The 26,652-nt window shown below is 57.9% G+C and carries 25 protein-coding genes, 3 tRNA genes and 1 pseudogene; 14 read left to right on the top strand and 15 right to left on the bottom strand.

Annotation, left to right across the window (positions count from 1 at the left end):
* Nucleotides 1-475: pseudogene (locus EYB53_RS04565) on the bottom strand (hypothetical protein); the annotation flags it as partial.
* Between the two features lie 91 nt (nt 476-566).
* Between EYB53_RS04565 and EYB53_RS04570 the strand changes: the two are divergent.
* The 5 genes from EYB53_RS04570 to EYB53_RS04590 all read left to right on the top strand — a co-directional run bounded on the left by EYB53_RS04570 (nt 567) and on the right by EYB53_RS04590 (nt 4,809).
* Nucleotides 567-1,145 (top strand): hypothetical protein, encoded by a 579-nt coding sequence (locus tag EYB53_RS04570; protein WP_205712576.1) that lies wholly within the window; start codon nt 567-569, stop codon nt 1,143-1,145.
* Nucleotides 1,146-1,154: 9 nt separating this feature from the next.
* On the top strand, nt 1,155-1,847 hold the full coding sequence (locus EYB53_RS04575) for an endonuclease III domain-containing protein (RefSeq protein ID WP_135477040.1): 693 nt from the start codon (nt 1,155-1,157) through the stop codon (nt 1,845-1,847).
* Nucleotides 1,844-2,488 (top strand): TIGR04282 family arsenosugar biosynthesis glycosyltransferase, encoded by a 645-nt coding sequence (locus EYB53_RS04580; protein ID WP_135477041.1) that lies wholly within the window; start codon nt 1,844-1,846, stop codon nt 2,486-2,488. Before EYB53_RS04575 ends, EYB53_RS04580 begins: the two co-directional genes overlap by 4 nt.
* 243 nt (nt 2,489-2,731) lie before the next feature.
* Complete coding sequence (locus EYB53_RS04585; protein WP_135477042.1) at nt 2,732-4,477, top strand: SulP family inorganic anion transporter; 1,746 nt, start codon at nt 2,732-2,734, stop codon at nt 4,475-4,477.
* The gene (locus EYB53_RS04590; protein WP_135477043.1) at nt 4,477-4,809 is read left to right on the top strand and encodes an ArsR/SmtB family transcription factor; all 333 of its coding nucleotides are present in this window, start codon (nt 4,477-4,479) and stop codon (nt 4,807-4,809) included. The genes EYB53_RS04585 and EYB53_RS04590 overlap by 1 nt, the downstream gene beginning before the upstream one ends.
* A gap of 122 nt (nt 4,810-4,931) precedes the next feature.
* Here EYB53_RS04590 and EYB53_RS04595 read toward each other — a convergent pair whose 3' ends face one another.
* A complete protein-coding gene (locus EYB53_RS04595) occupies nt 4,932-6,329 on the bottom strand; it encodes an aminoglycoside phosphotransferase family protein (RefSeq protein ID WP_135477044.1) in 1,398 nt (465 codons plus the stop codon).
* Between the two features lie 228 nt (nt 6,330-6,557).
* On the opposite strand from EYB53_RS04595, the gene EYB53_RS04600 reads away from it, so the two are divergent.
* Nucleotides 6,558-8,288: a peptide ABC transporter substrate-binding protein gene (locus tag EYB53_RS04600; RefSeq protein WP_254150882.1), complete on the top strand. Its 1,731-nt coding sequence runs from the start codon at nt 6,558-6,560 to the stop codon at nt 8,286-8,288.
* A gap of 165 nt (nt 8,289-8,453) precedes the next feature.
* A complete protein-coding gene (locus tag EYB53_RS04605) occupies nt 8,454-8,858 on the top strand; it encodes a CBS domain-containing protein (RefSeq protein ID WP_129674132.1) in 405 nt (134 codons plus the stop codon).
* A gap of 57 nt (nt 8,859-8,915) precedes the next feature.
* Here EYB53_RS04605 and EYB53_RS04610 read toward each other — a convergent pair whose 3' ends face one another.
* The 7 genes from EYB53_RS04610 to EYB53_RS04640 all read right to left on the bottom strand — a co-directional run bounded on the left by EYB53_RS04610 (nt 8,916) and on the right by EYB53_RS04640 (nt 14,946).
* Nucleotides 8,916-10,937, bottom strand: coding sequence for a hypothetical protein (locus EYB53_RS04610; protein WP_135477046.1), 2,022 nt, complete (start codon nt 10,935-10,937; stop codon nt 8,916-8,918).
* 10 nt (nt 10,938-10,947) lie between these two features.
* A complete protein-coding gene (locus EYB53_RS04615) occupies nt 10,948-11,331 on the bottom strand; it encodes an EamA family transporter (protein WP_254150883.1) in 384 nt (127 codons plus the stop codon).
* Nucleotides 11,332-11,417: 86 nt separating this feature from the next.
* The gene (locus EYB53_RS04620) at nt 11,418-12,053 is read right to left on the bottom strand and encodes a class I SAM-dependent methyltransferase (RefSeq protein WP_135477047.1); all 636 of its coding nucleotides are present in this window, start codon (nt 12,051-12,053) and stop codon (nt 11,418-11,420) included.
* A 2-nt stretch (nt 12,054-12,055) separates the two neighbouring features.
* Nucleotides 12,056-12,835, bottom strand: a complete 780-nt coding sequence (locus tag EYB53_RS04625; protein ID WP_135477048.1) for a class I SAM-dependent methyltransferase — start codon at nt 12,833-12,835, stop codon at nt 12,056-12,058.
* A gap of 25 nt (nt 12,836-12,860) precedes the next feature.
* The gene (locus tag EYB53_RS04630; protein WP_135477049.1) at nt 12,861-13,241 is read right to left on the bottom strand and encodes a LapA family protein; all 381 of its coding nucleotides are present in this window, start codon (nt 13,239-13,241) and stop codon (nt 12,861-12,863) included.
* A gap of 15 nt (nt 13,242-13,256) precedes the next feature.
* Entirely contained in the window at nt 13,257-14,273 is a 1,017-nt protein-coding gene (locus EYB53_RS04635; RefSeq protein WP_135477050.1) for a fumarylacetoacetate hydrolase family protein, read from the bottom strand.
* A gap of 106 nt (nt 14,274-14,379) precedes the next feature.
* Nucleotides 14,380-14,946, bottom strand: a complete 567-nt coding sequence (locus EYB53_RS04640; RefSeq protein ID WP_135477051.1) for an anthranilate synthase component II — start codon at nt 14,944-14,946, stop codon at nt 14,380-14,382.
* A gap of 290 nt (nt 14,947-15,236) precedes the next feature.
* Here EYB53_RS04640 and EYB53_RS04645 point away from each other — a divergent pair, with 290 nt between their 5' ends.
* Complete coding sequence (locus EYB53_RS04645) at nt 15,237-15,542, top strand: ATP-binding protein (RefSeq protein ID WP_135477052.1); 306 nt, start codon at nt 15,237-15,239, stop codon at nt 15,540-15,542.
* Here the strand turns inward: EYB53_RS04645 and EYB53_RS04650 are convergent.
* The gene (locus tag EYB53_RS04650; RefSeq protein ID WP_167857258.1) at nt 15,539-16,774 is read right to left on the bottom strand and encodes an ATP-binding response regulator; all 1,236 of its coding nucleotides are present in this window, start codon (nt 16,772-16,774) and stop codon (nt 15,539-15,541) included. The genes EYB53_RS04645 and EYB53_RS04650 overlap by 4 nt on opposite strands.
* 217 nt (nt 16,775-16,991) lie before the next feature.
* On the opposite strand from EYB53_RS04650, the gene EYB53_RS04655 reads away from it, so the two are divergent.
* From EYB53_RS04655 to pnp, 5 genes are all read left to right on the top strand, one after another.
* Nucleotides 16,992-17,081: transfer RNA gene (locus EYB53_RS04655), tRNA-Leu, on the top strand.
* A 10-nt stretch (nt 17,082-17,091) separates the two neighbouring features.
* A tRNA-Val gene (locus tag EYB53_RS04660) sits at nt 17,092-17,166 on the top strand.
* A gap of 48 nt (nt 17,167-17,214) precedes the next feature.
* Nucleotides 17,215-17,290, top strand: a tRNA-Phe gene (locus EYB53_RS04665).
* 293 nt (nt 17,291-17,583) lie between these two features.
* Nucleotides 17,584-17,853: a 30S ribosomal protein S15 gene (gene rpsO, locus EYB53_RS04670; protein ID WP_097651727.1), complete on the top strand. Its 270-nt coding sequence runs from the start codon at nt 17,584-17,586 to the stop codon at nt 17,851-17,853.
* 225 nt (nt 17,854-18,078) lie between these two features.
* A complete protein-coding gene (pnp, locus tag EYB53_RS04675; RefSeq protein ID WP_135477054.1) occupies nt 18,079-20,331 on the top strand; it encodes a polyribonucleotide nucleotidyltransferase in 2,253 nt (750 codons plus the stop codon).
* A gap of 52 nt (nt 20,332-20,383) precedes the next feature.
* On the opposite strand, the gene EYB53_RS04680 is transcribed toward pnp, so the two are convergent.
* From EYB53_RS04680 to accD, 5 genes are all read right to left on the bottom strand, one after another.
* Nucleotides 20,384-21,769 carry an ABC transporter substrate-binding protein gene (locus EYB53_RS04680; RefSeq protein ID WP_135477055.1) on the bottom strand — a complete coding sequence of 462 codons (1,386 nt, stop codon included), beginning with the start codon at nt 21,767-21,769 and terminating at the stop codon, nt 20,384-20,386.
* 69 nt (nt 21,770-21,838) lie between these two features.
* Entirely contained in the window at nt 21,839-22,714 is an 876-nt protein-coding gene (locus EYB53_RS04685) for a carbohydrate ABC transporter permease (RefSeq protein WP_135477056.1), read from the bottom strand.
* A 41-nt stretch (nt 22,715-22,755) separates the two neighbouring features.
* A complete protein-coding gene (locus EYB53_RS04690) occupies nt 22,756-23,661 on the bottom strand; it encodes a carbohydrate ABC transporter permease (RefSeq protein ID WP_135477057.1) in 906 nt (301 codons plus the stop codon).
* A 267-nt stretch (nt 23,662-23,928) separates the two neighbouring features.
* Complete coding sequence (locus EYB53_RS04695) at nt 23,929-24,789, bottom strand: acetyl-CoA carboxylase carboxyltransferase subunit alpha (protein WP_135477058.1); 861 nt, start codon at nt 24,787-24,789, stop codon at nt 23,929-23,931.
* The gene (gene accD / locus EYB53_RS04700) at nt 24,789-25,718 is read right to left on the bottom strand and encodes an acetyl-CoA carboxylase, carboxyltransferase subunit beta (RefSeq protein ID WP_135477059.1); all 930 of its coding nucleotides are present in this window, start codon (nt 25,716-25,718) and stop codon (nt 24,789-24,791) included. Before accD ends, EYB53_RS04695 begins: the two co-directional genes overlap by 1 nt.
* Before the next feature lie 378 nt (nt 25,719-26,096).
* On the opposite strand from accD, the gene EYB53_RS04705 reads away from it, so the two are divergent.
* Nucleotides 26,097-26,648 carry an inorganic diphosphatase gene (locus EYB53_RS04705; RefSeq protein WP_135477060.1) on the top strand — a complete coding sequence of 184 codons (552 nt, stop codon included), beginning with the start codon at nt 26,097-26,099 and terminating at the stop codon, nt 26,646-26,648.
* The last annotated feature ends 4 nt before the right edge of the window (nt 26,649-26,652 follow it).

Below are 26,652 nucleotides of genomic sequence, written 5' to 3' on the forward strand. Positions count from 1 at the left end.
CCGCCGCAACGGGCTTGGGGGCTTCAGGGGCCACTGCTACGGGCTTGGGGGCTTCGGGGGCCGGGGCCGCCTTTGCCTCGGGTGATGGGACTTCTCTGGGTGGCGGGTTCGTCGCTACCGCAGCTGATGTCGCTTTGACCGCAGGCCCAACTGGGGCCGCCGGGGCGACAGGCTCATCATCAAAAAGATCAATCGTAACTTTTTGCACTCGTGCGGGGGGCTCTTCATCGGTGTTGGCCCAGTGCTCGATCTCTTCGCCCGCGATATCGGCAAAATCACGTGGGAGTCGGGCAAAGCCGTAACTGAGTTCGCGGACCGCTGTATGCATCGACTCGCGCGATTGTTTCGGCAGAATGTTGAGGCCGAGTGAGAGCAGGCTATAACCAAAACGTCCAACGCCAACAGCTACTTCGCTCACCGTATCGAGGAGATCGCCTGTGCGTTGTGGTCGATTCTTTGTCGGTTCACTTGACATACCAAATTCCTTATGCAGATGTACGGAGACCACTTTTGTTGTATGATAAGCATCCTACATAGGTTCCCTAATGTCAAGAGGGAGAAACATCGTGTTGCCGTCGCTTCCTGTTAACCAGACGATTATTGCCATCCATGCGGCACCGCCCCGCCTTGTCTATGTCTGCGCAGGGGCTGGTTCGCTGGCGCTTGCCTGGTTGCACGCGGTGGCCGGTTCGTCGCGCACGATCCTTGAGGCGCGCGATGTGTATGCACCACAGGCGCTTGCCGAGCTCGTGGTTGATCCAGCGCCGCAGGCCGTCAGCGCGACGACCGCGCTGGCATTGGCAAACTGGGCCTTGCAACGCGCTCGAATGCTTGCTGAAGGCGACTGGCCATTGCTGGGGGTGGCCTGTACGGCAGCGATTGCGACGGATCGCGTGCGGCGCGGGGCCGATCGTGCGTTGGTTGCGGTTGCCAGTCGGGGCGAGCCGTGGCTTGGGGCGTTGACCCTTCGTGGGCCGGGGGCGTCGGTGGTAGCTGATCGGGTGACGCAAGAGGCGGCGATCAGTGAACTGGTGATTGGTGCGATCGCCCGGGCATGTGGCCTGGTCGCACCCCCACTCAGTTATGGGTACGCTCTCGAACAACCCGAGATGCCACCAGGTTGCGCCTACCGCGAGAGTGAGTAAAATACATATATGACAAAAAGAGCTGATCTTCCTGACCCGGCTGAGCGTCAGCCGTTTCCGATTGATACGGTCATGGCGACCCTCGCAGCGACGATGCCACACTATGCGCAACCCTTGATTGACCAGATGGGTGGCGAAGGGGCTACCCCGTTTCGGATTCTGGTTGCGACGATCTTGAGTCTGCGGACCAAAGATACGTTGACGTCCGTGGTTGCGCCACGTCTTTTTGCGGTTGCCGATACACCAGCAGCCTTGCGCAACCTAAGCGAAGCGCAAGTGACCGAACTGATCTTTCCGGTCGGTTTCTATCGGAACAAAGCCCGCTCACTGCGCGAGATCAGCCGGATTTTGCTGGAGCAGTACGATGGCAAGGTGCCGAGCGAGCTCGATCAGTTGCTGGCCTTGCCAGGGGTGGGCCGCAAAACGGCCAATCTTGTGCTCACAGCTGGTTTCGGGTTGCCCGGCATCTGTGTGGATATTCATGTCCACCGTATTTGCAATCGCTGGGGCTACGTTCGCACCCGCAATCCTGATGCAACCGAGATGGTCCTGCGGGCACAGCTACCTGGTACGTACTGGCTCGCGATTAATCGGCTCCTCGTCACGCTCGGGCAGCACATCTGTCTCCCGATCGCGCCGAAATGTTCCCTCTGTCCTATTGCCGCCGCGTGTGACCGTGTAGGAGTAACGCGTAGCCGATGAAACAGCGACCTGTCCTGATTATTATGGCGAAACAGCCCCTGCCTGGCCGTACCAAGACCCGGCTTTGTCCCCCGTTGACCCTCGAAGAGGCTACGCTGCTCTATGAGGGGATGTTGCGTGATACGCTTGCCCTAACCCGGCGCGTACCTGGGATTGAAGTGGTTCTGGGGATTGATTCACCCGTCAGCGAGGCCTATTTTCGTGGCCTTGCGCCTGACCTGCGGCAACTGCCTCAGGGCGATGGGACGCTAGGTGAGCGCCTGGCTCGTGTGAGTGAGGCCGCCTTTGCGGATGGGGCGCCTGCGGTTGGCGTGATGAGCAGCGACAGCCCGAGTTTGCCGCCAAGCTATCTGGAGCGTGCGTTTGCGTTGCTTGCGGAATACGATCTGAGCATCGGGCCATGCGAGGATGGTGGCTATTATATGGCTGCCTTGTCTCAATCTGCCCCGCCCCTCTTCCGCGAGGTCACCATGAGCACCCCGCACGTCCTGCACGACACCCTCGAACGTGCCGCCGAACTGGGCCTACGCACGGCCCTGTTGCCAGCCTGGTATGACATTGACACCGCTGCTGACCTCGAACGGCTGCGCAATGATCCTGCGCCGCTGCGGTATACGCGGCCTCTTTTGCACCGTCTCTAGCGGGCTGCGCCCTAAAAACCTGTGCTTGTGCTGGTGGCAACGGTCAGCACAAGCACGTTCCGGAAACCTGACAGGTGGGCGCCGCCGCAATCTTTGGGGTATCCGAGACATATCCTGGCACCCACCTGTCAGGTTTGACGGGGATCGCCCCTATTTGACAGAGCAAAGGTTCCATCCTATACTCTTTCTTAAATATATGAATATTCATATATTTGATTATTTAAGAAAGGAGCGGATGAATCTATGCAGCGTCTTGCGCAGTTTCCGCTCGTTGAGCAGTTGCGTCACGAGTTTGCCGGGTACAACGGCGATACCTTGCGGCGTGATTTGTTGGCGGGCATTACGGTTGGGGCCGTCAGTTTGCCATTGGCCCTGGCCTTTGGGGTCGCGTCAGGCGCTGATGCCGCCGCAGGGTTGGTGACAGCGATCCTCGCTGGGATCATCATTGGGGGGTTGAGTGGGGCGAGTTTTCAGATTTCTGGCCCGACGGGGGCCATGTCGGCGGTGTTGATCGTGGTAGCCCAACGCTATGGCTTAGGCGGGCTTTGGGTTACGGCATTGATGGCCGGGGTCTTCATTCTCTTGCTGGGGCTCTTTCGTCTTGGCCGCTACATTTCGTTCATTCCCTCACCAGTTATTGCGGGTTTTACCAGCGGCATTGCCATCATTATCGTGATCGGGCAACTCGACAATGTGCTCGGCGTGACGACGCCCCCCGCCGAGAATGCGTTTGCACGGTTGGTACACTATTTCACCCATCCCTTGATGCCCGATTGGCGTACGATCCTGGTGACGGCGCTGGTCATTGTGGTGATGATCATTATGCCACGCTTGACCCGGGTGATCCCTGGTTCGCTGGTCGGCATGGTGCTGGTGACGATCCTGGTGGCCGTGGTGGGCTGGGATATCCCGGTGATCGGGGCAATCCCGCAGACAATTTTGCTCGATGAGCGACTGACCTTTGGCGCGATCCCCTGGCTCGAACTGAACGATCTGCTTTTGCCTGCGGTTTCGATTGCCGCCCTCGGCGCGATCGAGAGCTTGCTCTGCGGTTCGGTGGGGGCGACGATGAGTGGACGACGTTTTGAGAGCAATCAAGAGTTGCTGGCGCAGGGCATTGGCAACCTGATCATTCCCTTTTTTGGTGGCGTGCCAGCCACGGCCGCCATTGCCCGGACGAGTGTGGCGATCAAGAGTGGTGGGGTCACGCGCATGACGAGCATCGTGCATTCACTTGTGCTCTTGCTTAGTGTCTTTGTGCTGGCCCCCCTGATTAGCCGTGTGCCACTGGCTGCCCTTGCCGGGGTGTTGCTGGTTACGGCCTGGCGCATGAATGAATGGGAAAGCATCCACTTCTTTGTGCATAGTGGCCTGAAACATGCCGTTATTGGCTTTTTTGTGACCATGATCGCGACCGCCGCCCTCGATTTGACTCAGGCGATCATGATTGGGATCAGCCTGTCGGCCATTATTTACTTGCGGCAGTCGGCCATCAGTACCACCGTCACGAGCCAGCCGATTGATGCCGAGAAGATGCAGCAGCAGGGCTTCCCGATTACCGCCACCTGCCCAAGCATTCATGTCTATTATCTGACCGGCCCACTCTTTTTTGGGAGTGTCAATACGATTCTTGAAGCCTTCAAGCATGCGAACGAGTATTATAGTATCATCATCAGCATGCGCGGGGTTCCCATGATCGATGTCATGGGAACCCAGGCGATCAGCCAGATTGTCGAAGAGCATCGCGCCCGTGGGGGCGAGATCTTCTTTACCGCCTTGCAGCCAGCGGTGATGGAGCTCTTTCAGCGTACCGGGCTTGCCGAGAAGATTGGCATGCGCTACATCTACTGGAGTTCTGCCGATGTAATTATTGAGTTGCACGAGCGTCGTATGGTGGCGGGGTGCCCCCATTGTCATGCCCACGGCGAGCGTTGCAGTGTCTTGCAGCAAGCCCAGGAACGCCTGGCGTTTGAGGCAAAGGTGACATAATGTATCAGCCTCTTCATCAATTCAAAGCCGAGTTCTTCAAAGCGCTCGGCCATCCGTTACGCCTGGTGATCCTTGAGCAACTGGTCGCCGGGGAAAAGAGCGTGACCGACTTGCAGGCAGCGCTTGGCGTGGATCAGTCAAGTGTGTCGCAACAACTGGCGATCTTGCGTACGCGCAATATTGTTGAGCCACGCAAAGATGGTACCAGTGTCTTTTACCGCCTGCGTGACCCGTTGATTGCCGAGTTGCTAGACCTTGCCCGCAGCATCTTTAACAATCACCTGATTGATACCCAGGCGATGTTGCAGCAACTCGCCACGAGCGAGACCTGAACGTCAGCCTCCGGCTAGGGCTTTGAAGGCCTGCCGTTTATGCTGATGGATCGCCGGCGAGCGGTACGGGCGCAGCGCGCTGCGCCGGGCGAGCGGTACGGGCGCAGCGCGCTGCGCCCCAACTATCCTTCGCTCTCGCTGAGACGGAGGGCCATTTTGAGATAAAACGGCGGCATAAGTTCGAGTTCCCACTTGACTTCGAGGCTGGGCAAGACAACCGTATGGTAATAGACGGCCTGCTGAAGCGCGGCGAGCAACTGGGTTTGCTCGAAGGTATGCACCAGGTTGACCCCTGGCACAACCGAGGTCCACGGTTCAAGATAGGCATCACGCAGGCGTTCGCGTACGTGGGGAATATGGGGCAAGAAATCCTCGCTCTCGACCAGAAAGAGCAGCAGGCTAAAGAAGGGATGACTGAGTGAACTGTCGGCCCAATCGAGAAAGACAAAGGCGTCCTGGTTGATCAGTACCTGCCCGGCCCAGAAATCACCATGTTCGAGCGCAAGGGGAATGCCATCGCTCTGCAGCGCTTCCCAGCGCCTCCCGATCTGCCCTGCCAGACGGCGCAGCCGTTCACGTTCATGGCGTGAAAGCCCGGCTGGACGGTTGGGCAGGGTGGCGGGAAGATCGTGGAGCAAGGCCATCACGTGGCGCTCGAGTTCAGCGAGTGGGCGTGTCGGGAGGCCCGTTGCCCGCAGGTCGCTCAGGTGCCTGGTCGTCGCGATCTGGAGTGTGGCAAATTCGGCGAGGGCCTGTTGCCAGAGGGCGAGATCATCATCGTCACGGTACAGCATCAAGCTGGTGCCCTGGACTTCACGCATCAGCAACCGTCCGTGCTGCTGATCAAGCGCAATGGGCTGGGCCACACGACGTGGCATCAGCGAGGCCAGCACCGTCGTCAGGGCTGGCTCGTAATGCGCTACTGATGGTACCACTTTCAAATAGGCCGCACCCTGGTCGGTTGGCAGGCGCACAATGGCCGACCGCTGCCATGAACGCAGTTGGATCGGCTGGCCGGTGAGCCGCATCTGGTGTTTATGCAGGGTGTGGTTGGCCCAGGCAACCGCAGCTTCATACCACCCTGGCATATACCATGGCGTCCGCAGTGCTGGCGCAGGTGTTGCACTTGCACTGTACCAGGCAAACCAGTCAACCAGGGCCGTCCGATGTTCTTCCACCGCCAGCGGCAGGGTCAAGACCTCTTCGGCTGAGACCCAGGAAGCCTCGTGGGGCAGAACAGGAACTCGTTCTTCGAGTACGGCGGCATAGACTTTGGAGAGCACCTCGTCGTCGGGCGTATAATTGATCGCCAGGCAGCGCAGTGTGGTCGCGGCGATCCCGAGATGTTCAGCCATCCAGTGATTGATATGCCCGATCTCCTGCCAGAAGTGGCCTTTAGCCTCAACAAACGCTGGCAGGCGCCATCCGTTGGCAGCGGGCAAGACGAGCACCCGACGGCGATCAGGATGCCCAAGGGCAATATGATTCTCATATCGTACTGGAATAGAAGGGAGGGTCATTGTTTCTGTACAGCCATACCGGCATATTCTCAGAACATGCGTAGCGCGATTGTAAACCGTCTTGTTTTGTTTTGTCAACCAGCTTACGTGAGTTGCCAGGGCATTAGACAATTAGACCCTGATCAGCTACAATGTCATATCGATATGAAAAAACCTATTCTTTTCTCCATACTACTCTTTGTATGGCTCTTGAGCGCCTGTCAGATTGAAGGTGGTGTTGACCGACGTATGACGGTTGCGCCCACCGCAATGGCAACAGGTGAACTGGTTGCTGAGGCGACAGCGGCAACCGAAGCCCTTGCCGCGACGGAACCACCGGTTGTCAGCGCAGGCAGTGTGCGCATCGGTCTCGCCGCTGAACCAGCTGATCTCTTGCCTTACCACATTGATAGTGCCGATGAACGAGTGAGTGCGCCGCTGACCGAGTTGCTCTTTCCTTCGCCCCTGTTGCTCATGGGCTATACCTATACGAATACTGGCGTGCTTGAACGTGTGCCCAGTTTCGAAAATGGCGATGTGACCTTCACCGAGGTCGAGGTCTATCTTGACGCGCTCGGCCTCATTAGCCCGACCCCAACCGAGACGATTACAACAGTCGAACAGATCAATGTGACCTTCCGTTGGAATCCTGACCTTGTCTGGTCAGATGGAACGCCGTTGACTGCTGAAGACTCGCTCTTTGCCTACGAACTGGCACGCCAGATCAATCTGGGCCAGGAGACGAACGATAAGTTGGCGCTGCTCGAACGCTATGAGCTCGTTGATGCCTATACGACGCGCGCCGTGTTGAAGCCCGATTTTGTTGATCCAGCGTATGCGAGTACCTACTTTACTCCCCTTCCCCGCCATCTGCTGGCCGATCAGCCACTCGCTGATTTCATGAAGAGTGAGTTTGCCCTCAAGCCGGTGGGCTATGGCCCCTTTATGGTCGAACGCCGTGAACCGGGCAGCGTCCGGTTGATCCGTAATCCGTTTTATCCCGAGGCAAACGAGAATATCACGGGCATTAGCGTTGTCTTTCGTGATAACGTCGATCTCTTGCGTACGTCGGTCTCAGGTGGGAGTCTCGATGTCGTTGCACTCAATCAGCCCCCTCCCGAGCTCCTGGTTGCGCTTCGTGCCGATGCCGAGGCTGGTTTGCTGATGGTTGATGCAGTCAATAGCCCGATCTGGGAACATCTCGATTTCAATCTTGATGTGGCGGTCTTGCAAGATATTCGTGTTCGTCGGGCTATTGCCCACGCGATCAATCGCGAGGCGATGAATGCGACCTTGCTCGGCGGCTATGGCCGTGTGCTCGAAAGCTGGATTGTGCCTGAGCAGTGGGCCGCCGCACCGCTTGACCAGTTGACGCGCTATCCCTTCAATCCTGACCTGGCGCGGCAGTTGCTTGATGAAGTTGGCATCGTTGATACGGATGGCGATGGTTTGCGTGAAGTGGCCGGTCAACCCTTCATTCTTAATCTCATTACGACCCAGGGTTCCCCGCTGCGCGTTGCTACCGCTGAACAGATTCGCGATGATCTCGCGGCCGTTGGCCTTGGCATCTCGGTGCAAGAATTGCCGACCGCAACCCTCTATAGCCCTGAGGGGCAACTCTTCCGCCGCACCTTTGATCTCGCCCTCTTTGCCTGGATCGCCGGGCCTGACCCCCGCGGATGGGAGCGCTGGAGCTGTGCGGGGGTGCCGAATGAGAGCAATGGCTGGACAGGCAATAATTTCTCGGGTTGGTGTTTCTTTGAGGCCGACCGGGCGATCCGTGTGGCAACAACCTCGCTCGATCGCCAGGAACGACTTGCCGCCTATCTCAAGCAGCAACAGCTCTTTACGCAGGAAGTTCCGGTCTTGCCCCTCTTCCAACGCGTGGATCTGGTTCTCGTCAATCCGACGATCCTCGGGATCGAGGCCGATCCAACGGCACCCTTTACCTGGAATCTGCTGACCTGGACACGTCAGTGACCGAGCATAGCGATCCTCTCGTGCCTCTGCTCACCAAAAGGGTACTGACAAACGAATGGGCCGCCCTACCCGCATTGGTAGTTGACGCAATATGCCACTCCCGTTACACTCGTATGTAGAATTATTCACAAGGTCGTCTTCTTTTGCGCGAAAGGATCCCTCTGTATGGAGCGTCTGGTCAGTGAGATTATGCATCATGGTGTGCTTACCTGCTCACGCGATACCCCGATTCAGGATGTTGCGCGGCAAATGGCCGATAATGATGTCAGTGCCCTCATTGTGATTAATGAGGATGGAGATATGATCGGGCTCATCTCGCGCACTGACCTTGTTAATGCGCGGCTCTATGAGCAGTATTGGAAGCATTGGCGCGGTCTGACGGCTGGTCATATTATGGTGACTGATGTTGTTTCGGTACGCAGCCAGGATACGATGCAAGATGCGAGTAAGCTGATGATGGAGCGGCGGATTCATCGTGTGGTGGTTCTTGATGATAGCGATGAGGGCAAAAAGCCCCTGGGTATTCTCTCGGTCACCGACGTTGTCCGTGATATCGCTCGCGACGAGTAAGTTCTTTTGTCCATGCAAAAAAGGCCAGCTTAGCTGGCCTTTTTTTCATGGACAAACTTAGATGTGAAAATAATCGCGTACCTGGATGATCCAGTGGATCATGCCGTAGGTGATGATGAAGGCAATCATCAGACTGCTGACCCATCTGCCAGCGCGTCCGCGTTGCCAGAAGGCCCCGAGCAATGGCCCCGCACTCAGGCAGAGGACCGGGTAGAGGAAGAGCCCCCAGCGGACGCCCTGGTCGGCGACGAGCAGCAAGCCCTGGGTGAGCAAGGTACCGGCCCACCAGACGAGCAGGGTGGCTCGTAAGGCCCGTGCGCGGGGTTGCAGGTTCCGTTGGGTCCAGATCAGCGCCAGCCCACCGAGGGCTGCGAGGCTCAGCACAAAGGGGATCGCAATGGACCGTCGACCTGGTGGGGCCAGCCCGAGGATGCCCTTTGCTGTATCGACCACAATGGTGCTTAACGCCATCCCACTGACCCCTTCACCTCCGCCACGCTCACGCAGGCTGGCAAGGTAGACCGGTGCCGTGTAATAAAAGATCAGCACGAACCCGAGCGCACAGGCCGCAACCAGACTCAGGCGCACGAGGTTGAAGGGGCCATCGCGCTGGCGCAGGTAGTCGAGCAGGGCGATCAGCCAGGCCACGGCCATCACCGCCCCGATCGAGAGCGTTACCCCTGAATGGGCGACGAGCGCGACGGCAAGCGCGACGACAAGCAGGCTGACTAGCGCGGGCGCGTGCCGGCTCACAGGGCCGATCGGTCGCGCTCCTGCCCCCAGCGCGAGCAGCAGCAACAGCGGGATGGCCAGCGCCTGACCACTCAGATTGGCAAGTTCACCCACAGAAAAGGATTCGAGGGCCGTCACAGGCAGCAGATAGCCTGTCAGGGCAAGCAAGGCCACATGCTGACGATAACCGGCGCGCCGGAGCATCACCCAGAGCGCGACCATGACCAGGCTATCGAGCATGGCCGTTCCTGTCTGCACCACAAGCACGCGGTTGGCCGCACTCGACTCAACCAGGAGCATGGCCGGCATCATAATCAGAAAAGGCGCAGGCGGATAAGGCCCTACTCCGCCTCCGGTTGCTGTTGGCAACCCGGCAGTCATGAAAATCTGCCCAAGGCTGGCCTCAAAGAGCTTATTGGCCTGGAGCATGGTGTCGCTGTAGAGCGCGTGCGGATGCAGCATGCCAGCCATCCGCAGCGCAAAGGCGGCTGTTACCAGTCCGACAACCGGTGCGAGGCCAGCCACCAGCAGATGGCGTTCACCGAGACGGCGTGCGGCCCATGCGGCAAGTAGGGTTGCCGTCGCCCCAATCAGGGCTAACTGGGCCGTCAGGCTGGTAAACAGGGTGAGGGCGGGGCGCTGCCAGATCAAGGTTGCCGCTGCTGCGAGCATGGCAAGGCTGGTCAGCGCAACCGCACCACCGAGGCCAGCCCCAGCGGCCAGTACCCAGACATAGAGGGCGAGCAAGGCCACACTAAGCCAGAGCAGTTGCGGCCAGGCAGGGGTGTGTAACCCCTGATCAACGCCTTGCAGACGAAGATCATAGAGCACAAAACCGAGTTCACGCCGATCACCGGGGGCTTCAAACGGTGGCGTGCGCATGGTGATGCGTAGATCGCCATTGCGCTCGGTGCTCGCAAGGAGTTGGTAGCGGCGCGGGTCGCCCTCGGGCAAGAACAGCGTGGTGCCCAGTCCTCTCCCGGTCTCCCATGTTGTCACCACCCCACCAGGTTGACCGCCTGCCACAAGCTCAACCAGATAGGTCTGCCCACCGATCCCGGGCACCAGCAGGGTCGACTCAGCGGTTGTCCAGCGGTAGGAACGGCCACCCGTACGTTCGACCACCTCCCACCACCAGAGCCACGCCTCGGGTTGTTCGGGGTCAGCCACGCGATCGGCAGGTTCAGAGCCATTGACTTGCAGCAAGAAAGGTTGATCATCAAAGCGGCGCTGCGTTGTGACATCGCCGCCGACGTGGATGACCTGACGGAACGGTACCTGATAGGCAAAAATCCAGAGCGTGAGTGCGACAACGAGCAAGCCAGCAGGAACCAGAAACCCCTTCATGCCCCGCCTTTCATCCCTGATTAGCGGCGCCCCAAGTAATCACAATCACCCCAATCACCACAATCACGGCACCAATAATCTTGGTTGGTGTAATCATCTCATTGAGGACCAGGCGCGAAGGCACGAGCACAAGCACATAATTGAGGGCGAGCAGCGGATAGGCAAACGACAGGTTCACCCGTGAGATCACCCCGAGCCAGAAGATCGCGCCCCCAAAGATCAGTGCAAAACCACTGATCACCCGCCAGTCCGTAAATGTTGCCCAGAGCACCTCGGGCGCAAGCGAAAAAGCCCCGACCTGCTCACTGACCACATTGACCCCAAGCTTCAGCAGTACTTCACCAATCACGGTCAGCGTACTGGCTGTCAGCAGCATTAAAAACACAAGCAGCATAGGTACTAGCCCCTTTTGGGACACGTGAGACTGGCTCATTGATGTTGTTGGCTGATCGGTTGCCACCCGCTGTCTATCGTTCATCATCATCCACGACGCAGCAGATAGACCGCATAATCACAGATACCAGTGCGCATCGGATAGGTTTGCTCAACCCGAAAAGCTGGCCCAAAGATAGCACAATAGGCCTCGGTCGTACGAATATAGCCACCACGATCAAGCGTGTGCAGCACCTGCCCGGCAGGATTCGCGCGGCCTGGCGGTGGGACATCTTCGATCACCAGAAGCGGAGCCTTGGGGCGCAAGACGCGGGCCATTTCGCTCATTGCGGCACTGGCAGTTGCATCAGGCAGATGGTGAAGCACCCCGCAGACAAGGCCGGCGTCGAAGCTTGCATCGTAGAAGGGCAACGCCTCACCGAGCCCGGTGAGATAGGCCCCGGGGCGATGGTGGGCGGCAAACTGGACATAGGCAATCGACGGATCGACGCCGACATAATGGCCCGGGGGAAACTCGCGAGCAAACTCACCGGTACCACAGCCAAGATCAAGGAAGCGGCGCGTATCACCGTGCCAGGGGCGCAACTCACGGGCAATCGCCATCCGTTCACCGGCAAACCCAGCCTCGGCGAGCCAGCGCAGGGCATTCCAGAGCCGTGGTGAGCTACTCAAACGATCGAGAGCCCGTTCAGTGGGCGACGAAACAGGTTCAACCTGATGCATAACTACTTCACCATCCTTGGAAGCATTGTTTTGGGCAAGGCTGGCTTGACCCGTGCCAAACAGAGAATCGACAGACCATAGGGAAACGTTCCGCCCATCTTGAGCCAGTTGGCCTCAAACGCCATGGGAAGATAGAGGATCGTATTGAGCAGCGTGCCAGGTAATTCCATAGCTGACGCTTCACCGTGATCAGGCTGGAACCGTTCGAGCAAGCGGGTCGTTGCCGGCAACGGAAAGAGCAGGCTCAACACATAACTGAGACGCTCGACGACAAACCCCGCCCTGGCGAGCATCTGGCGTACCTCACTGGCAACATAGCGCCTGCGCGTATGCACCTGACGGTCGTGGCGTGAGCGCAACCACTCATAGGCCGGCAGGCGCAACAACAGATGTCCCTCGGGACGCAAGACACGCCGCACCTCACGCAACGCCGGGATCTCATCGGGCACCCCGGTATGATAGAGCACATCGTACGATGTGACAAGGTCAAAGCTATGCTCGGCAAACGGCAGATCAAGGACTGAGCCACGGGCAAAGCGTCCGGGCAGCCGTTCCCCAACGAAAGCCGCCGCTTCGGCAGCATAATCAAGCCCGATGACCGTCCCATACCGGCGCAAAAAGAGCGCATCGCCGCCGGTACCGCAGCCGGCATCAAGGATGTGCAGGTCGCGCCTGCTGGCAAACACATGATCGAGCCAGGCCGCGCTGAGGGTACGCATACCCACATACCACCAGTGTTGCCGCTCGACGGCTGCCATTGTTACGTATTCACCCTTTTCCATGCTACCTCAACAGAGCCCTGTAACCTCACAGGCGCGAGGTTGATTTTTTGGTTGCCGTCTGGCTCTCCGTGTTTGCATCGAGCAGACCGGCAGTCCGCAGTTGACGTTCGAGTTCCTTCACGCGGGTATCAAGTGTCTTATTCTTGCTTTCTAGCAAGGCCCGCTCCTTGGCCTCGCGGCGATGGCGAAGGCTCAGGCGTGCTTCACGCCAGAGCCCCATCAGCCAGATGAGCACCGCCCCCATAATAACCGATCCAATCATCACCAGCGAAACCGAGATGTTATTGCTGCTGAAATTGAGAAACTTGATCTGCACTGGTTCGGTATTCTGAACCCCAAAAATGACCAGGCCCACCGACAGAACGGCAGTTATAATGCCAAGGACTATGCGTGAAAGTGCTTGCATGCTGCTCTTTCCCTCTCAGACTATCCGATTGCTCAATATTCCCAGACCGGTTATTTCACACGCAACGACATCTTCCTGGGCTAGCCAGGGTCCGTAGCCATTGGTACGTTCGAAGAGCGAACCTCCACCCACAGCGCCCGTACCAAGCACATCACCTGGATAGAGCGTCACATTGCGACTGGCGTGAGCAATCATCTCAGCGAACGAATAGTATTGCAGGGCTGCCGTCGCGCGTGACATCTCGATGCCATTGACGCGAGCGATCATCGTCAGGCTCATCCGCCCCTGATCATCGGCATAGAGGTCAAGCTCATCGGGTGTGACGAGCCAGGGCCCAAGCGATGTGGCAAAATCACGCGCTTTGATCGGGCCAAGGCCCAACGCCTGCTCTTCGGCCTCGTAATCGCGGGCCGTCCAGGTATTGATAATCATGTAGCCAGCGATGGCCTCACGTGCCGTCTCAGGGCTAACATCGCGAATACGCTGGCCGATGACACAGCCCAAACCCAACCCATAATCCAGTTCATCGCTCGGTGGGGCAGGGATTTCTGCCCCGGGGCCATACACTGCCCCGTGATTAGCAAAGCTAAAGGCCGGGCCACGGTACCAAACATCCGTGAGTTGGGTCTCGCGGAGGCTTGCCAAGGCCAGCGCATGCTCTTCAAAGCTCGCATAGATACGCAGACTCGCCGGCCGTGGCAATGGCGCGAGCAAGCTCACCTGGTTCAATGGATAGACCATCGCCTCACCGCCGAGCGATACACTGCCGGTTGAGATGGAGAGCATCTCTTCGTACGCACCGATCTCTTCAGGCGCAAAACCAAGCATTTGTACCACGGCGCTTACAATCACCTCGACCGTATCGAGGCCAACATCCTGTTCAGTTCCCAAGAGACTGAGCAGATCCCAGCGCAGGTCGGCAGACTCTTCGAGCACGAGTGGTGCAGCAGAGGCCAGATCAATGACACTCTCTACGAGCAAAGCCCCGGCACGGGCGTGACCATCAGGCGGCACAAAAGTTACCAGGCGCATAGTTGCTCCACGCGGAAGAACGATGACATCGTACGCTCTATTATAGCGGATGTCAGTTTGGCGTGATGCGTCAATCCGCTATCCGCCTGTGACTAGGCTCATCGCCTCACCCGATGAGGAAATTTTGCAACATCCGCTTGCCATCGTCGGTGAGGATCGACTCGGGATGGAACTGCACCCCTTCAATAGGATAGGTGCGATGGCGCAGGCCCATAATGAGGCCATCGTCAGTCCAGGCGGTAATGGCGAGGGTGTCGGGCAGGTCGTCGCGACGTACGATCAAGGAATGGTAGCGGGTCGCCTGAAAAGGCCGGGGCATCCCGGCGAAGACGCCTTCACCTTCGTGGTAGATGGCCGAGCGTTTGCCGTGCATCACCTGGGGGGCACGGATGACCGCCCCGCCAAAAGCGGCCCCGAGTGCCTGATGCCCCAGGCAGACGCCCAGCGTGGGAATATGAGGCCCCAGTTCCTGGATCAACGCGATGCTAATCCCGGCATCGGTGGGCGTACACGGCCCGGGACTGACGACAATGCGTTCAGGTTGCAGTGCAGCGGCTTCGTCCACCGTGATCGCATCGTTCCGGCGCACGTCGACTGTGGCTCCAAGTTCACTGAGATACTGATAGAGATTATAGGTAAACGAGTCGTAGTTATCCAAGAGCAAGACCCGCATTGGTGACTCCTCCGTGATCAGACGCCTGATTTGTTCTGGCTGAGGACTAGATTTTGTCTGCATTACGCAGTATAGTCTGAGCAAGCTTGAGGCGCAACTTGTCTCGGGGGCTGGTTTTCCCCTGGAAAGAAGAAAGAGCAGGGCGCGAACGCCTATGAATCATCGTCTGGCTATTTGCTTGCCATCGTGGCGCCGTCGCTGCGGGGCATATCATGTTGCCAGGCATGGCGAAGCCCATCCTGTTGAGGCAATTGAGGCACCGTTTTCGTCGCCCCGACGGTACCCGTTGTGTGGCCCACTCTACCGTAGTACGGGTTGGCCCCAATCTCCACCAGAGCGTGCTGCGTGATATTACGGCCCTACCGGGGCAGCCGGGGACAATCACGATCACCGGGGTACGCGAGGCCTCACGGGCGATCATGCTGACGGTTGTCGACACTGGAGCGGGGTTGCCCGCCGATCGCGAGCCGTCGATCAGTTCGACAATGGGTCTCCAGATCATCTATGCGCTTGCCTCGCAGATCGGCGGCAAGCTTATCTGGCAACACTCACCCGGCACAACGGTCACGCTTCGTATCCCCGAGAGCACGGCTTAGCACAGAAAATCCCAGGGGGGTGGCTGGCGCATCATCCGTTCCTGTTGGGCCGCACGGACACGGGTAACGAGGAGTTGACGTAACTCGGGATCATCAAAAGCGCGTGCCAGCGCGGCAACCCCACGCTGACCATTGCCCGCGATAAGATGGTAGGCAGGCGTACTGGTCTCGCCATTATGGGCAAGCAGACCAATCTCAGTCAATTCGGCCAACGCCTCTTGCACATCCCAGGGCGGCTCTTTGAGCCACTCGCTCAGGCTCAGCGCATCGTGGTGTAATTGCGGATGTTGCTGAAGCACGAGCAAGAGGTGTAGTTTGAGCAGACGGTCAACATGGCCGGGGGCGATCAAGCTTGCGCAGACTGCGCTGAGGTTTGCGACCTGGGTTGCCGGGCTAAGCGGACGTGGCGCAGACTGAGGCGACGGGGACGCTTCGGGCGTTAGGGCTTGTGCGATTGGCGTGAATTGTGGGGTGCGATTGGTACCAGCGGGTTGTTCCCAGAGGATCATCACCGCACCGGTGACCCCCGAGGTGTCATTGGCAGGGGCAGCGCCGACCATAACCGAGCGGATGGCATGACCGGGGATGCAAAGATCGAGCGTTCGGGGGCGTGGGGACGCTGCGGCTCCGAGGAGCGTATCAAGCGCAGGGGGGGCCACGAGCGCCCCGGTAAACGGATCGCGCAGCGGCACCACCGAAGCGACAGGTCGCCCGATTGCTTGGTGGGGATCCTGGTGCAAAATCCGTGCCGCGTGGTCATTTACATAGGTCACAAGGCCATTCGCATCGACGGCAAGCACCGCATCACCGCTGCCATTGAGGATGGTACTGAGCAGTTGGGCACGCGAAGTAGCGCGGCTATCATGGGAATGGCGTTCAACGGCCATCGTGATTGAAGCAATCAGTGTCGATTCATCAAACGGCTTGACGAGATAGCCATAGGGGGCCATGGTACGTGCACGCAGCAGCGTGGCCTCATCAGCAAAAGCGGTGACATAGATCACCGGTATGCTTAAATGACTTAAAATCTGGGTTGCGGCAGTCACGCCATCAATCTCGCCCCTGAGCCGAATATCCATCAAGACCAGATCGGGGCGCAGGTTCAACGCTTGCTTGATCGCCTCGCCTCCACTCGCCACGACCCCGGTCACATTATAGCCGTGGTTTGTCAGCAACGCCTTGGTATCCATTGCGACCAGAAGTTCATCTTCGACAATCAAAATGCTGGTCATGCCCCCTCCACCCAGCGTGTCACATACCCTACCCATAGGTCGCCCTGATGACCTTGCCGCAGGCACAATCTTGTCTGATATGCAGTATAATCCCTGATTGTTCAATTCATTGTAAAGAAATCGCAACATGCTGGCAATATTCTGCGGGCTGTGGCCTCATGGCAATGTTTGACAAACCGCCACGACCTGACTATAATAATGCGGTGTTTAACAGATTGCCCAGGTGGCGGAATTGGCAGACGCGCTAGGTTGAGGGCCTAGTGACCTAACCACGGTCGTAAGGGTTCAAGTCCCTTCCTGGGCACCACAAAAACTTGGGGCGATTAGCTCAGTGGTAGAGCACCTCGCTTACACCGAGGGTGTCGGCGGTTCGACCCCGTCATCGCCCACCATCGGGTTTTCCGAAATCTTCCCGTCTGTTTGTCGGTAAACCAAAATCAGCCAAGGTAGCTCAGTTGGTAGAGCATCGCACTGAAAATGCGGGGGTCACCGGTTCAAGTCCGGTCCTTGGCACCAGCGTTTGACCCACACGCAGCACCCGCAACGGCGAGACCGTTGCGGGTGCTGCGTCTTTCCCTGCCCTCGCGCTGCGCCACCTCGAAATTGATCCGCCTGGTTGTCGCCCCGGGATTTAAGCATAGGCAACGGGCCAGGGTTGTGCCCTGGCCCGTTGTCTATGAAGGGAAAGCCTTAGAGTAGTTAGCACATGCTGGCGATCTGTGCTATAATGTGACCGCTTGTACAAGCTTGCCAAAAGCCAGGAACGCCGGGCTGCGCCAGGCCCGTGCGCGATTATCCAGGAGGAAGACGTGGCGCTCGAAAAAGATGAGAAGTCCGGTCTGATTGATTCTTATCAGGTGCATAGCACTGATACCGGGTCACCTGAAGTTCAGGTCGCGTTGCTTACCGAGCGGATCAATCAGTTGATCGAACATTTGCGGATCCATATTCACGATCACCACTCACGGCGTGGTTTGTTGAAGCTCGTGGGGCGCCGCCGCCGCTTGCTCAACTACCTCCAGAGTCGTGATAAGGAACGGTATCGCAGTGTGATCGAGCGGCTTGGTCTGCGTCGTTAAGGCATGGTGATTGTGTCGCTTATGCCAGGTTAAAGCAAGGGGTGCTGATGGTCGTTTGACCGTCGGCACTCTTGTGTTGTCTTTGGCAGAGGATCAGGTTGTTCGGGATTGGAGCGCGCCAGGGGCTGGTCGTTGCTATCCGCTGGCGGGCTCCAGTACCGAACCCCTCCTCTGCAATGTAAATGGTTGGCTTCGTGTTGAGCCAGATGAGGAGAAAAAGAACGTATGACAGAACGAAAGGTCTTTTCGGTCAGTGCTGAGATTGCTGGCCGTACGCTGACGCTTGAGGCGGGGCGTTTCGCTGAGCAGGCTGATGGTGCGGTGACGGTGCGCTACGGCGATACGCTGTTGCTCGCCACGGTGGTTGGGGCGAAAGAGGCGCGCGAGGGGGTGGATTTTTTTCCGCTGACGGTTGATTATGAAGAGCGAATGTATTCGGCGGGCAAGATTCCTGGTAATTTCTTTAAGCGCGAGGGCCGCCCGACGACGACGGCGATTTTGACTTCACGCCTTACTGACCGCCCGCTTCGTCCGCTTTTCCCCAAAGGCTACCAGAACGAAGTGCAGATCATCATTACGACCTTCGCGATGGATATGGTCAATGATCCTGGCCCTATGGCGATTATTGGCGCTTCAGCCGCCCTTGCCATTAGCGATTTGCCCTTCCAGGGGCCAGTCGGTGCCGTGCAAATGGGTTTTCTTGATGGGCAACTTGTTGCGAATCCGCCGATGAGCGCAATAGAGCAGAGCCGCCTCGATCTGGTGATCGCAGGTACCCGCGATGCGGTGTTGATGGTGGAGGCCGGGGCGTATGAGTTGACCGAAGCGCAGATGCTGCAGGCGGTGACTGAAGGCCATCAGGTTTGTCAGCAACTCTGTGCTTTGCAAGAAGAACTGGTGCGCCTCTGCGGCAAGCCCAAACGTGAGTTTGTGCCCCCGGCAGCTGACACCTCTCTAGAGGAGTCGGTCAGTGGATGGATGGCTCACCGTTTGCGTGATGCTGTGCGAAGTACCGATAAGACCGAGCGCGAAGAGCGTACCAGTGCGCTCAAGGCTGAGGTGGTTGCCCACTTTACCGTTGATGAGCCCGAAGAGGAGCTCGCTGCCCGCAGCAAAGAGGTGAGCAAGGCGTTCGAGAAGTTGCTCAAGGCTGAAGTGCGCGATGCCATTCTTGACGAGGGCATCCGCGTTGATGGGCGTGCGCTGCACGAGGTTCGTCCGATTGCCATTGATGTTGGGGTGCTTCCCCGCGTTCACGGTACCGGGCTCTTTGCGCGTGGTCAGACGCAGGTCTTGACGATTACGACGCTTGGCTCACCCGGTGATGAGCAGCGCCTTGATGACCTGGGAATCGAGACGACCAAGCGCTATATCCATCATTACAATTTCCCGCCCTTCTCGACCGGTGAGGCAAAGCGGATGGGCTCGCCCCGGCGCCGCGATATTGGCCATGGTGCCCTTGCCGAGCGCTCGCTCCACGCGGTTCTGCCCTCACAGGCCGAGTTCCCTTATACGATGCGCTTGGTCTCTGAGGTGCTCAGTTCAAATGGGTCGTCGTCGATGGCGAGCGTCTGTGGTTCGTCGCTGAGCATGATGGATGCGGGTGTGCCGCTGAAGTCACACGTGGCGGGCGTGGCGATGGGCCTGATCACCGGTGCCGATGGCCGCTGGAAGGTGCTCACCGATATTCAGGGCCTCGAAGATGCGCTCGGTGATATGGACTTCAAAGTTGCTGGAACCGCCGATGGCATTACCGGTTTGCAGATGGATATCAAGACGACCGGCATTACCTACGAGATTATGGCCGAGGCGTTTGAGCAGGCGCGCCAGGGGCGGCTCTTCATTCTCGACAAGATGAATGCGGTGCTTCCTAGCCATCGTACCGAGATGTCGCCACATGCGCCGCGCATCATTTCGCTGCAGATTCCGGTCGAGAAGATCGGGGCGCTCATTGGGCCTGGTGGCAAGACAATCCGTGGCATTGTCGAAAGCACTGGGGCGCAGATCGATGTTGAAGACGATGGCCGCGTCTTTGTCACTTCCAGTGATGGCGAAGGGGCCAAGGTTGCGGTGGCGTTTATCGAAGGCCTGACCCGTGAGGCGAAGGTCGGCGATATCTTCCTCGGCAAGGTCGTGAGCATCAAGCCGTTTGGCGCGTTTGTCAATATTCTGCCCGGCAAAGACGGCATGGTTCACGTCAGTGAACTCGCCGAAACTCGGGTCGAGAATGTTGAGGATGTGATCCAGATCGGCGATGAGATCAATGTGATGGTGATCGCGGTTGACGGTGGAACGGGCAAGATTAGCCTGAGCCGTCGGGCGGTGTTGACCGGCGAAACGGCTGATGATCGGCGGGCAGCCGGGGCAGCGCCGCGCAGCGATCGCGGTGATCGTGGGGGAGATCGCGGCGACCGCCGTGGCCCACCACGGAGTGGCAGTGGCGACCGCCCACGACCACGCCGCCGCGAGCAAGACTAGATCACAAGCAAGAGGCGTCTCTGCCAGCACCGCTGGCAGAGACGCCTCTTTTTTATCCCTCCACCTCGCGGAGATCCTCCAGGATCGGTTGAGCGGCCTTCGTTAGTTCAGCGTCAATGTCGGCAAAGACTGTACTCGGCACTTCCCCGTTCACAATGATGCGCTCGAGGCCCTTGCCAATGATCTGGTCGCCGTTGCGCACAAAGACGCGGGCGGCATCTTGGGCGCGGGTCAGCGGCAACTGATCCACGGCTGTCTTGAAGTTCGGATTTTCCTCGAAAAACGCGACCATATCAGGTGTCTGTTTGGTGCTGATGCGCACCGGCATATAACCGGTGTTGCGCGCCCAAATGCCTGCCTGTTCGGGATTGGTGGCAAAGGCGAGATAGGTCATGGCCGCGAGTTTCTTTTCGTCGGGAATGCCGTTCGGAATGGCCAGACCAGCACCGCCCGTACAACAGCCAAAGTTAGCCTCTTTGGGCAAAAAGCCGACGCCAACGGGGAAGGTTGCATTTGTTGTTAGCCCGGCCAGGCTGCCCGTCGAGGCCATCATCGCAGCGGCAGCCCCGCCGAGGAAATCACGGTTGATGTCTTGCCCGAGGGTGGCCCATCCCAGGTCACGCACCGTATCCTGATAAAACTGGGCGGCACGGATCGTATTCGGGTCAGTCATGGTCATCGTGAAGTCATCGTTCGAGTACTTCCCACCGTGCTGCCAGGTGACGCCCTGGAAGAGCCAGGCGATGTAACTGGCCCCGTCGGGATGCACAAATGCCGAGCGGCGCAAGGTGTTCCCCTCGCGCTGAATCAACTGCGGTGCCCACTCGCCAAACTCGGCCCAGGTCTCGGGCGCACGATCAGGCAAGCCCGCCTCGGCCCAGAGATCCTTGTTGTAATAGAAGAGCGGAGTCGAGCGGGCAAAGGGGATCCAGAACTGCTTGCCCTGACGGTTGCCTTCATTGAGCAAGACTGGCTCGTAGTCACTGAAATCCAACCCGGCCTGCTGCGCCAGTCCATCGAGCTCGCTGATCGCCCCGGCGACATAAAAGCCGAACCACCAGACATCCGAGAGCAGGATCAGATCGGGAATCGTATTCGCCTGCAAGCCAGCGGTATATTTCTGGGCCGTCTCTTCGTAGCTTCCCTGGAACTGGTAATCAACGACGATATCGTTCTGCGACTCGTTGAAACGTTGCACCATTGCTTGCTCGGCTTCACCAAGATTGCCACTGAACGAGCCCCAGTAGGTAATCGTTACAGTTGAACCGGTCTGACTCACCTGGGCCGGAGCGCCTGTGGCGGCGGCTGGGGCCGCTGGTTCATCGGTGGGGGTCGTTGTGGCCGCCGGGGCAGTGCCACACGCAGCGAGCGCTGCCACGCTGCCTCCAGCGAGCATCATCCGTAGCATCTGTCGCCGCGTCAACTTCAGTTGATCCATCTCACGGACTCCTTTCTCCTCACGAATCTATGTGCCCACGGGGCGTTTCCTCCCCCAGCGGTGCCTACCTTACCCTTTGACAGCACCAGCAGCGATGCCATCAACGATGTAGCGCTGAACCATCAGAAAGACGATCAGCACAGGGATAATCAAAAAGAGTGAACCAGCCATAATGACGCCCCAGTTGATCAGGCCCTCGCTATTGCGGAGCCAGAAGATGCCGATGGGCAGGGTACGCATATTGGTGGTATTCGTAACAATGAGGGGCCAGAGGAAATCGTTCCATTTGGCGACCATCGAGAGCAGCGCCATGGTGACGATGGCTGGCTGGGCCATCGGCATCACCACATTGAACATAATGCGCAGGTGCCCGGCCCCATCGACGCGCGCCGCCTCGATCACCTCGTAGGGCAGCGAGAGAAACGCCTGGCGCAGCAGGAACGTGCCATAGGCAATCGCGGCACCGGGGATAATGATGCCCGCATAGGTATTGATCCAGCCGAGACGGGCGACGGTCAGGTAATTGGGCACGATGGTGATTTCGACCGGGATCATCAATGCCGCAAGCAAGAGTAAAAAGACGAGTTGCTTGCGGGGAAAGCGCAGGAAAGCCAGGGCATAGGCCGACATAATTGCCAGGGTCACTTCAGCCGCCATGCCCCCCAGCGTGGTAATGAAACTATTGAGATAGTAACGCTCAAAGGGAGCCGCATTCCAGGCCTGGGGGAAATTCGCCAGGGTTGGTTCCGCAGGGAACCAGGTGACCGGAATGCGATAAATTTCGCCGGTCGTCTTAAACGCCGCGCTCACCGTCCAGTAGACAGGCAAGCCAATCACGATCACGGTCGCCAGCATCGCGAGATACCCCGCGAAGCGCCAGAGCCGTGGTGTGCGCCAGCTTGTCTCGAGGGTACGGGTCAGCGTGATTTCTTCACTCAAAGCCATGTTCTCTTCTCCCAGGCGGGTTCCATACCGCATTGTCAGGCTTAACTGTAGGCCACCCGTTGTTCGAGATAGCGGAGTTGAATGATGGTCAGGATGAGCATGATGGCAAAGAGCACGATCGCGATCACTCCCGCCTCGCCAGCGTTATAACTGACGAAACCCAGATCGTAGAGATGAAAGATAAGCGTTGTCGTGGCAATGACCGGGCCACCATTGGTCAGCACCTTGATAATATCGAAGGCCTGAAAAGTGGCGAGAATGCTGGTCACTGACAAAAAGAAGGCTACGGGGGAAAGCCCGGGCAGCGTCACATGCCAGAAACGATCCCAGGGGCCAGCCCCATCCACGCGTGCCGCATCATAGAGTTCACGGGGAATGCCCTGAAGACCGGCGAGATAGATGACGACCGCATAGCCCAGATTCTTCCAGACATAGACCATAATCACGGCAGGCATCGCCCAGGCCGGGTCGCCGAGCCAGTTTGGCGAATTGAGGCCAATCAGACCCAGCAACTGATCAATGAGCCCATAGCGCGGATCAAAGATATAGCTCCAGACCACCGCCACCACGGCACCCGACATAATCACGGGCGAGAAGAGCACGGCGCGGGCACCATTGCGATAGCGCAGGGGTTGATTGAGCAACAACGCAAGGGCAAGCCCAATAAGCAGGGTCAGGCCCACCGAAAAGAGCGCAAAGATGACGGTATTCCAGACGATCGTCCAGAACTGAGGCTGACTAAAGACGTCGAGATAATTCTCGAACCAGACAAAGCGTTTCCTGGGACGCAAAAAATTCCAACTGACAAAGCTGAGGTAGAAATTGTAGAGCAAGGGCCAGTAGGTAAACACCCCGAACAAGAAGAGGTTGGGGCCGATCAACAGCGCAAAGAGAAGCCATTCGCGTCGTTCGCGCATTGTCACATGACGAGTTTGTTTTTGAAGCATTGCTTATACCAGACAGCGCGTCATGCTCACATGACGCATCATTGAAGCGGTGACTCGGTTGCACATCATGGTGCGTATACGTTGAATTGATCTTGGAAAAGCTGCTGTGGTATCGTACTAGAGTTGCATTAATCGGGGGTCAATGAAGTATTAAGGCGCGATGAAGGCGTGATTAAGCACCTAGAATGACTACATCCGATTTCTTTGCGCGAAAAAAGCCAGCTACGCTGGCTTTTTTCGCGCAAAGAAACAAGTTTTGGACGTGTTTTATAAGATCCCGCGCCCACCGAAACTCTGCTGTTCTTCGTAATGTCCGATGCGGCGATACTTGTCATACCGCTGACGCATCAGGATCTCGAGGTCAAGGGCGCAGACATCTTCAAGGTGAGCCGCAATGCGTTTACCGACCGTATCTATGGTGGCGAGGCGATCGGTATGTGCGCCGCCGGGGATTTCAGGAATAATCTCGTCGATAATTTCGAGCGCATAGAGATCCTGGGCGGTCAATTTGAGGGCCCGTGCAGCATCGGGGGCGCGGGCGGCATCGCGCCACAGGATCGATGCCGTTGCCTCGGGTGAAGCGACCGAATAGATCGAGTTTTCCTGCATCAAGATGCGGTCACCGACGCTAAGCGCCAGGGCCCCACCGCTCCCACCTTCGCCAATCACCGTCACGACGATTGGTGTCTTGAGCACCGTCATGAGTTGGATGCTCTCGGCGATGGCATTGCCCTGGCCGCGTTCTTCCGACTCTTTATTCGGATCGGCGGCAGGGGTATCTACAAAACAGAGCACCGGAATACCAAACTTCTCGGCGTGGCGCATCAAGCGCTGGGCTTTACGATACCCTTCGGGATGGGGCATGCCAAAGTTACGCTTCATATTCTCGCGGGTATCATTGCCCTTCTGATGCCCGATCACCATCACCGTCCGCGTGCCGAACGAGGCCATCCCACCGACGATGGCTGCATCATCGCCAAAACGACGGTCACCGTGAAGTTCCACAAAATCTTCGCAGAGCGCGAAAATATAATCGAGCGAATGAGGGCGCTGGGGATGGCGGGCCAGTTGTACCCGATCCCAGGGCGTCAACTCGACAGGAACATGGGGCGTATCGAGCTGATCCATCAGACCCTCCCATGCACATAGATCGGCGTTGCGTCAGTTGCTTCCATCCCATCGTCACCTTCTTCCATGGAGGGTGACTGACGGCGATAGTGTTGCAATAAACGTGCCAGGACATCACGTAATTCGCCACGTGGAGTGACCATATCAATCATCCCGTGGTTCAACATAAACTCGGAAGTCTGGAAGCCAGCGGGCAGTTTCTGACGCATAATCTGCTCGATCAAGCGTTTGCCAGCAAACCCGATATTAGCCCCTGGTTCGGCAATGATCACATCGGCGACCGATGGATACGATGCGGTGACCCCGCCGTAACACGGGTCAACAAGGATGGCAATATGGGGCTGACGCGCCTCGGCGAGGCGGCTGAGCGCCATCGTCACCTTGGCCATCTGCATCAGCGCGATGACGCCCTCTTGCTGACGTGCCCCACCCGAGGTGTTGATCGTCAAGAGGGGAATGCCAAGCTCGGCACCGCGTTCAGCTGCCCGGGACATCTTTTCGCCATAGACGCTACCCATCGACGAACCCATAAACGCGAAATCGCCGACAGCCAGAGCCATCCAGAGCCCATCAATACTGCCGACACCCGCAAGCACGGCATCGGCGAGACCGGTGCGATGTTGCGACTTCTTCAGCTTATCAGCATAAGCCTCGTCGGGAGTCACAAAGCCAAGGGGATCAGTTGGCAAGAGGTGCGCGTCGGTTTCGCTAAAGGAGCCAACATCAAGCAGGCCGATCCACTCGCGGGCACTCATGCGCATATGGTGGCCACACTTGGGACAGACCTTGAGATTGTCGTTCAGTTCTTTCCGATAGATCAGTTCGCGGCACGAGGAACATTTCACCCAGAGGTCATCGGGGATCTGGGCCTGTTCGCTACTCTGATCAGCGGGGAAACTCTTTTTCGTTCGGCGGAAAAACTCTTTCACGTGCAGCAATCTTTCCGGGAGGGTTAGAACCTCCTCATGAGGCGCACAGCCTTTGTGTATTCTATCACAGCCAGATCTTGCTGTATTATAGCATTTCTTTGTGGTGATGGAAGCTATCAGGTCTAGTGGAGGATGCTATCCATTTGGCTAGGTGGCGGGCGTGCGCCCGCCACCTAGCCAAATGCAGATGGCAGATTTGCGATGATAGATTGGGCGCAGCGCATCGGGACGCAGTCGGCGTCGCGCTGATGCCCGAACAGGTCGCATGGGCACGACCTAGCCAAAGAGTGCTTTTAGGTGCATAGGGCTGCCGCTGAATAGCTATCACATGCTATAATGGCGATGTTTGTGCAAGAAGGGTCTATTGAGGGGCCGACAATGCAGAATTATTGGCATGATTTGGATCCGGGGCCGAATGTCCCCGATGTGATCCATACGGTTGTAGAGATTCCCAAAGGTTCACGGAACAAGTACGAGTTCGATAAGCGGATCGGGGCTTTTAAGCTTGATCGGGTGCTCTATTCAGCCGTGCAGTACCCTGGTGATTATGGGTTTATTCCCCAGACGTACTACGACGATAACGATCCCCTTGATGTGCTGGTGATGACGAACTTGCCCACATTCACGGGCTGTATCGTCGAAGCCCGCCCCATCGGGGTCTTCCGGATGCTCGATAAGGGCGAAGCTGATGATAAGATCCTGGCGGTATTGCAGTATGATCCGTTCTTTTCGAGTTTCCTGGATTATACCGACCTTCCGCCGCACTATTTGAAGGAAGTCGAGCACTTCTTTACGGTGTATAAGGATCTTGAGGGTACGCGGGTAGAGCCGGTAGGCTGGGAGCATGTTGATGTTGCGCGGCAGCGTATCCATTATGCGATCAATACCTACTGGGATATGCGCGCTGGGCGCAGTATCAAGCGTGGCTGATAAA

It is taken from the genome of Candidatus Chloroploca mongolica, from assembly GCF_004762035.2.
Lineage (GTDB): Bacteria > Chloroflexota > Chloroflexia > Chloroflexales > Chloroflexaceae > Chloroploca > Chloroploca mongolica.

Coding starts and splice junctions, on each gene's coding strand:
- EYB53_RS04575 (WP_135477040.1), top strand. CDS start 1,155: ATGACAAAAAGAGCTGATCTTCCTGACCCGGCTGAGCGTCAGCCGTTT.
- EYB53_RS04580 (WP_135477041.1), top strand. CDS start 1,844: ATGAAACAGCGACCTGTCCTGATTATTATGGCGAAACAGCCCCTGCCT.
- EYB53_RS04585 (WP_135477042.1), top strand. CDS start 2,732: ATGCAGCGTCTTGCGCAGTTTCCGCTCGTTGAGCAGTTGCGTCACGAG.
- EYB53_RS04590 (WP_135477043.1), top strand. CDS start 4,477: ATGTATCAGCCTCTTCATCAATTCAAAGCCGAGTTCTTCAAAGCGCTC.
- EYB53_RS04595 (WP_135477044.1), bottom strand. CDS start 6,329: ATGACCCTCCCTTCTATTCCAGTACGATATGAGAATCATATTGCCCTT.
- EYB53_RS04600 (WP_254150882.1), top strand. CDS start 6,558: ATGACGGTTGCGCCCACCGCAATGGCAACAGGTGAACTGGTTGCTGAG.
- EYB53_RS04605 (WP_129674132.1), top strand. CDS start 8,454: ATGGAGCGTCTGGTCAGTGAGATTATGCATCATGGTGTGCTTACCTGC.
- EYB53_RS04610 (WP_135477046.1), bottom strand. CDS start 10,937: ATGAAGGGGTTTCTGGTTCCTGCTGGCTTGCTCGTTGTCGCACTCACG.
- EYB53_RS04615 (WP_254150883.1), bottom strand. CDS start 11,331: ATGCTGCTTGTGTTTTTAATGCTGCTGACAGCCAGTACGCTGACCGTG.
- EYB53_RS04620 (WP_135477047.1), bottom strand. CDS start 12,053: ATGCATCAGGTTGAACCTGTTTCGTCGCCCACTGAACGGGCTCTCGAT.
- EYB53_RS04625 (WP_135477048.1), bottom strand. CDS start 12,835: ATGGAAAAGGGTGAATACGTAACAATGGCAGCCGTCGAGCGGCAACAC.
- EYB53_RS04630 (WP_135477049.1), bottom strand. CDS start 13,241: ATGCAAGCACTTTCACGCATAGTCCTTGGCATTATAACTGCCGTTCTG.
- EYB53_RS04635 (WP_135477050.1), bottom strand. CDS start 14,273: ATGCGCCTGGTAACTTTTGTGCCGCCTGATGGTCACGCCCGTGCCGGG.
- EYB53_RS04640 (WP_135477051.1), bottom strand. CDS start 14,946: ATGCGGGTCTTGCTCTTGGATAACTACGACTCGTTTACCTATAATCTC.
- EYB53_RS04650 (WP_167857258.1), bottom strand. CDS start 16,774: ATGACCAGCATTTTGATTGTCGAAGATGAACTTCTGGTCGCAATGGAT.
- pnp (WP_135477054.1), top strand. CDS start 18,079: ATGACAGAACGAAAGGTCTTTTCGGTCAGTGCTGAGATTGCTGGCCGT.
- EYB53_RS04680 (WP_135477055.1), bottom strand. CDS start 21,769: ATGGATCAACTGAAGTTGACGCGGCGACAGATGCTACGGATGATGCTC.
- EYB53_RS04685 (WP_135477056.1), bottom strand. CDS start 22,714: ATGGCTTTGAGTGAAGAAATCACGCTGACCCGTACCCTCGAGACAAGC.
- EYB53_RS04690 (WP_135477057.1), bottom strand. CDS start 23,661: ATGCTTCAAAAACAAACTCGTCATGTGACAATGCGCGAACGACGCGAA.
- EYB53_RS04695 (WP_135477058.1), bottom strand. CDS start 24,789: ATGGATCAGCTCGATACGCCCCATGTTCCTGTCGAGTTGACGCCCTGG.
- EYB53_RS04705 (WP_135477060.1), top strand. CDS start 26,097: ATGCAGAATTATTGGCATGATTTGGATCCGGGGCCGAATGTCCCCGAT.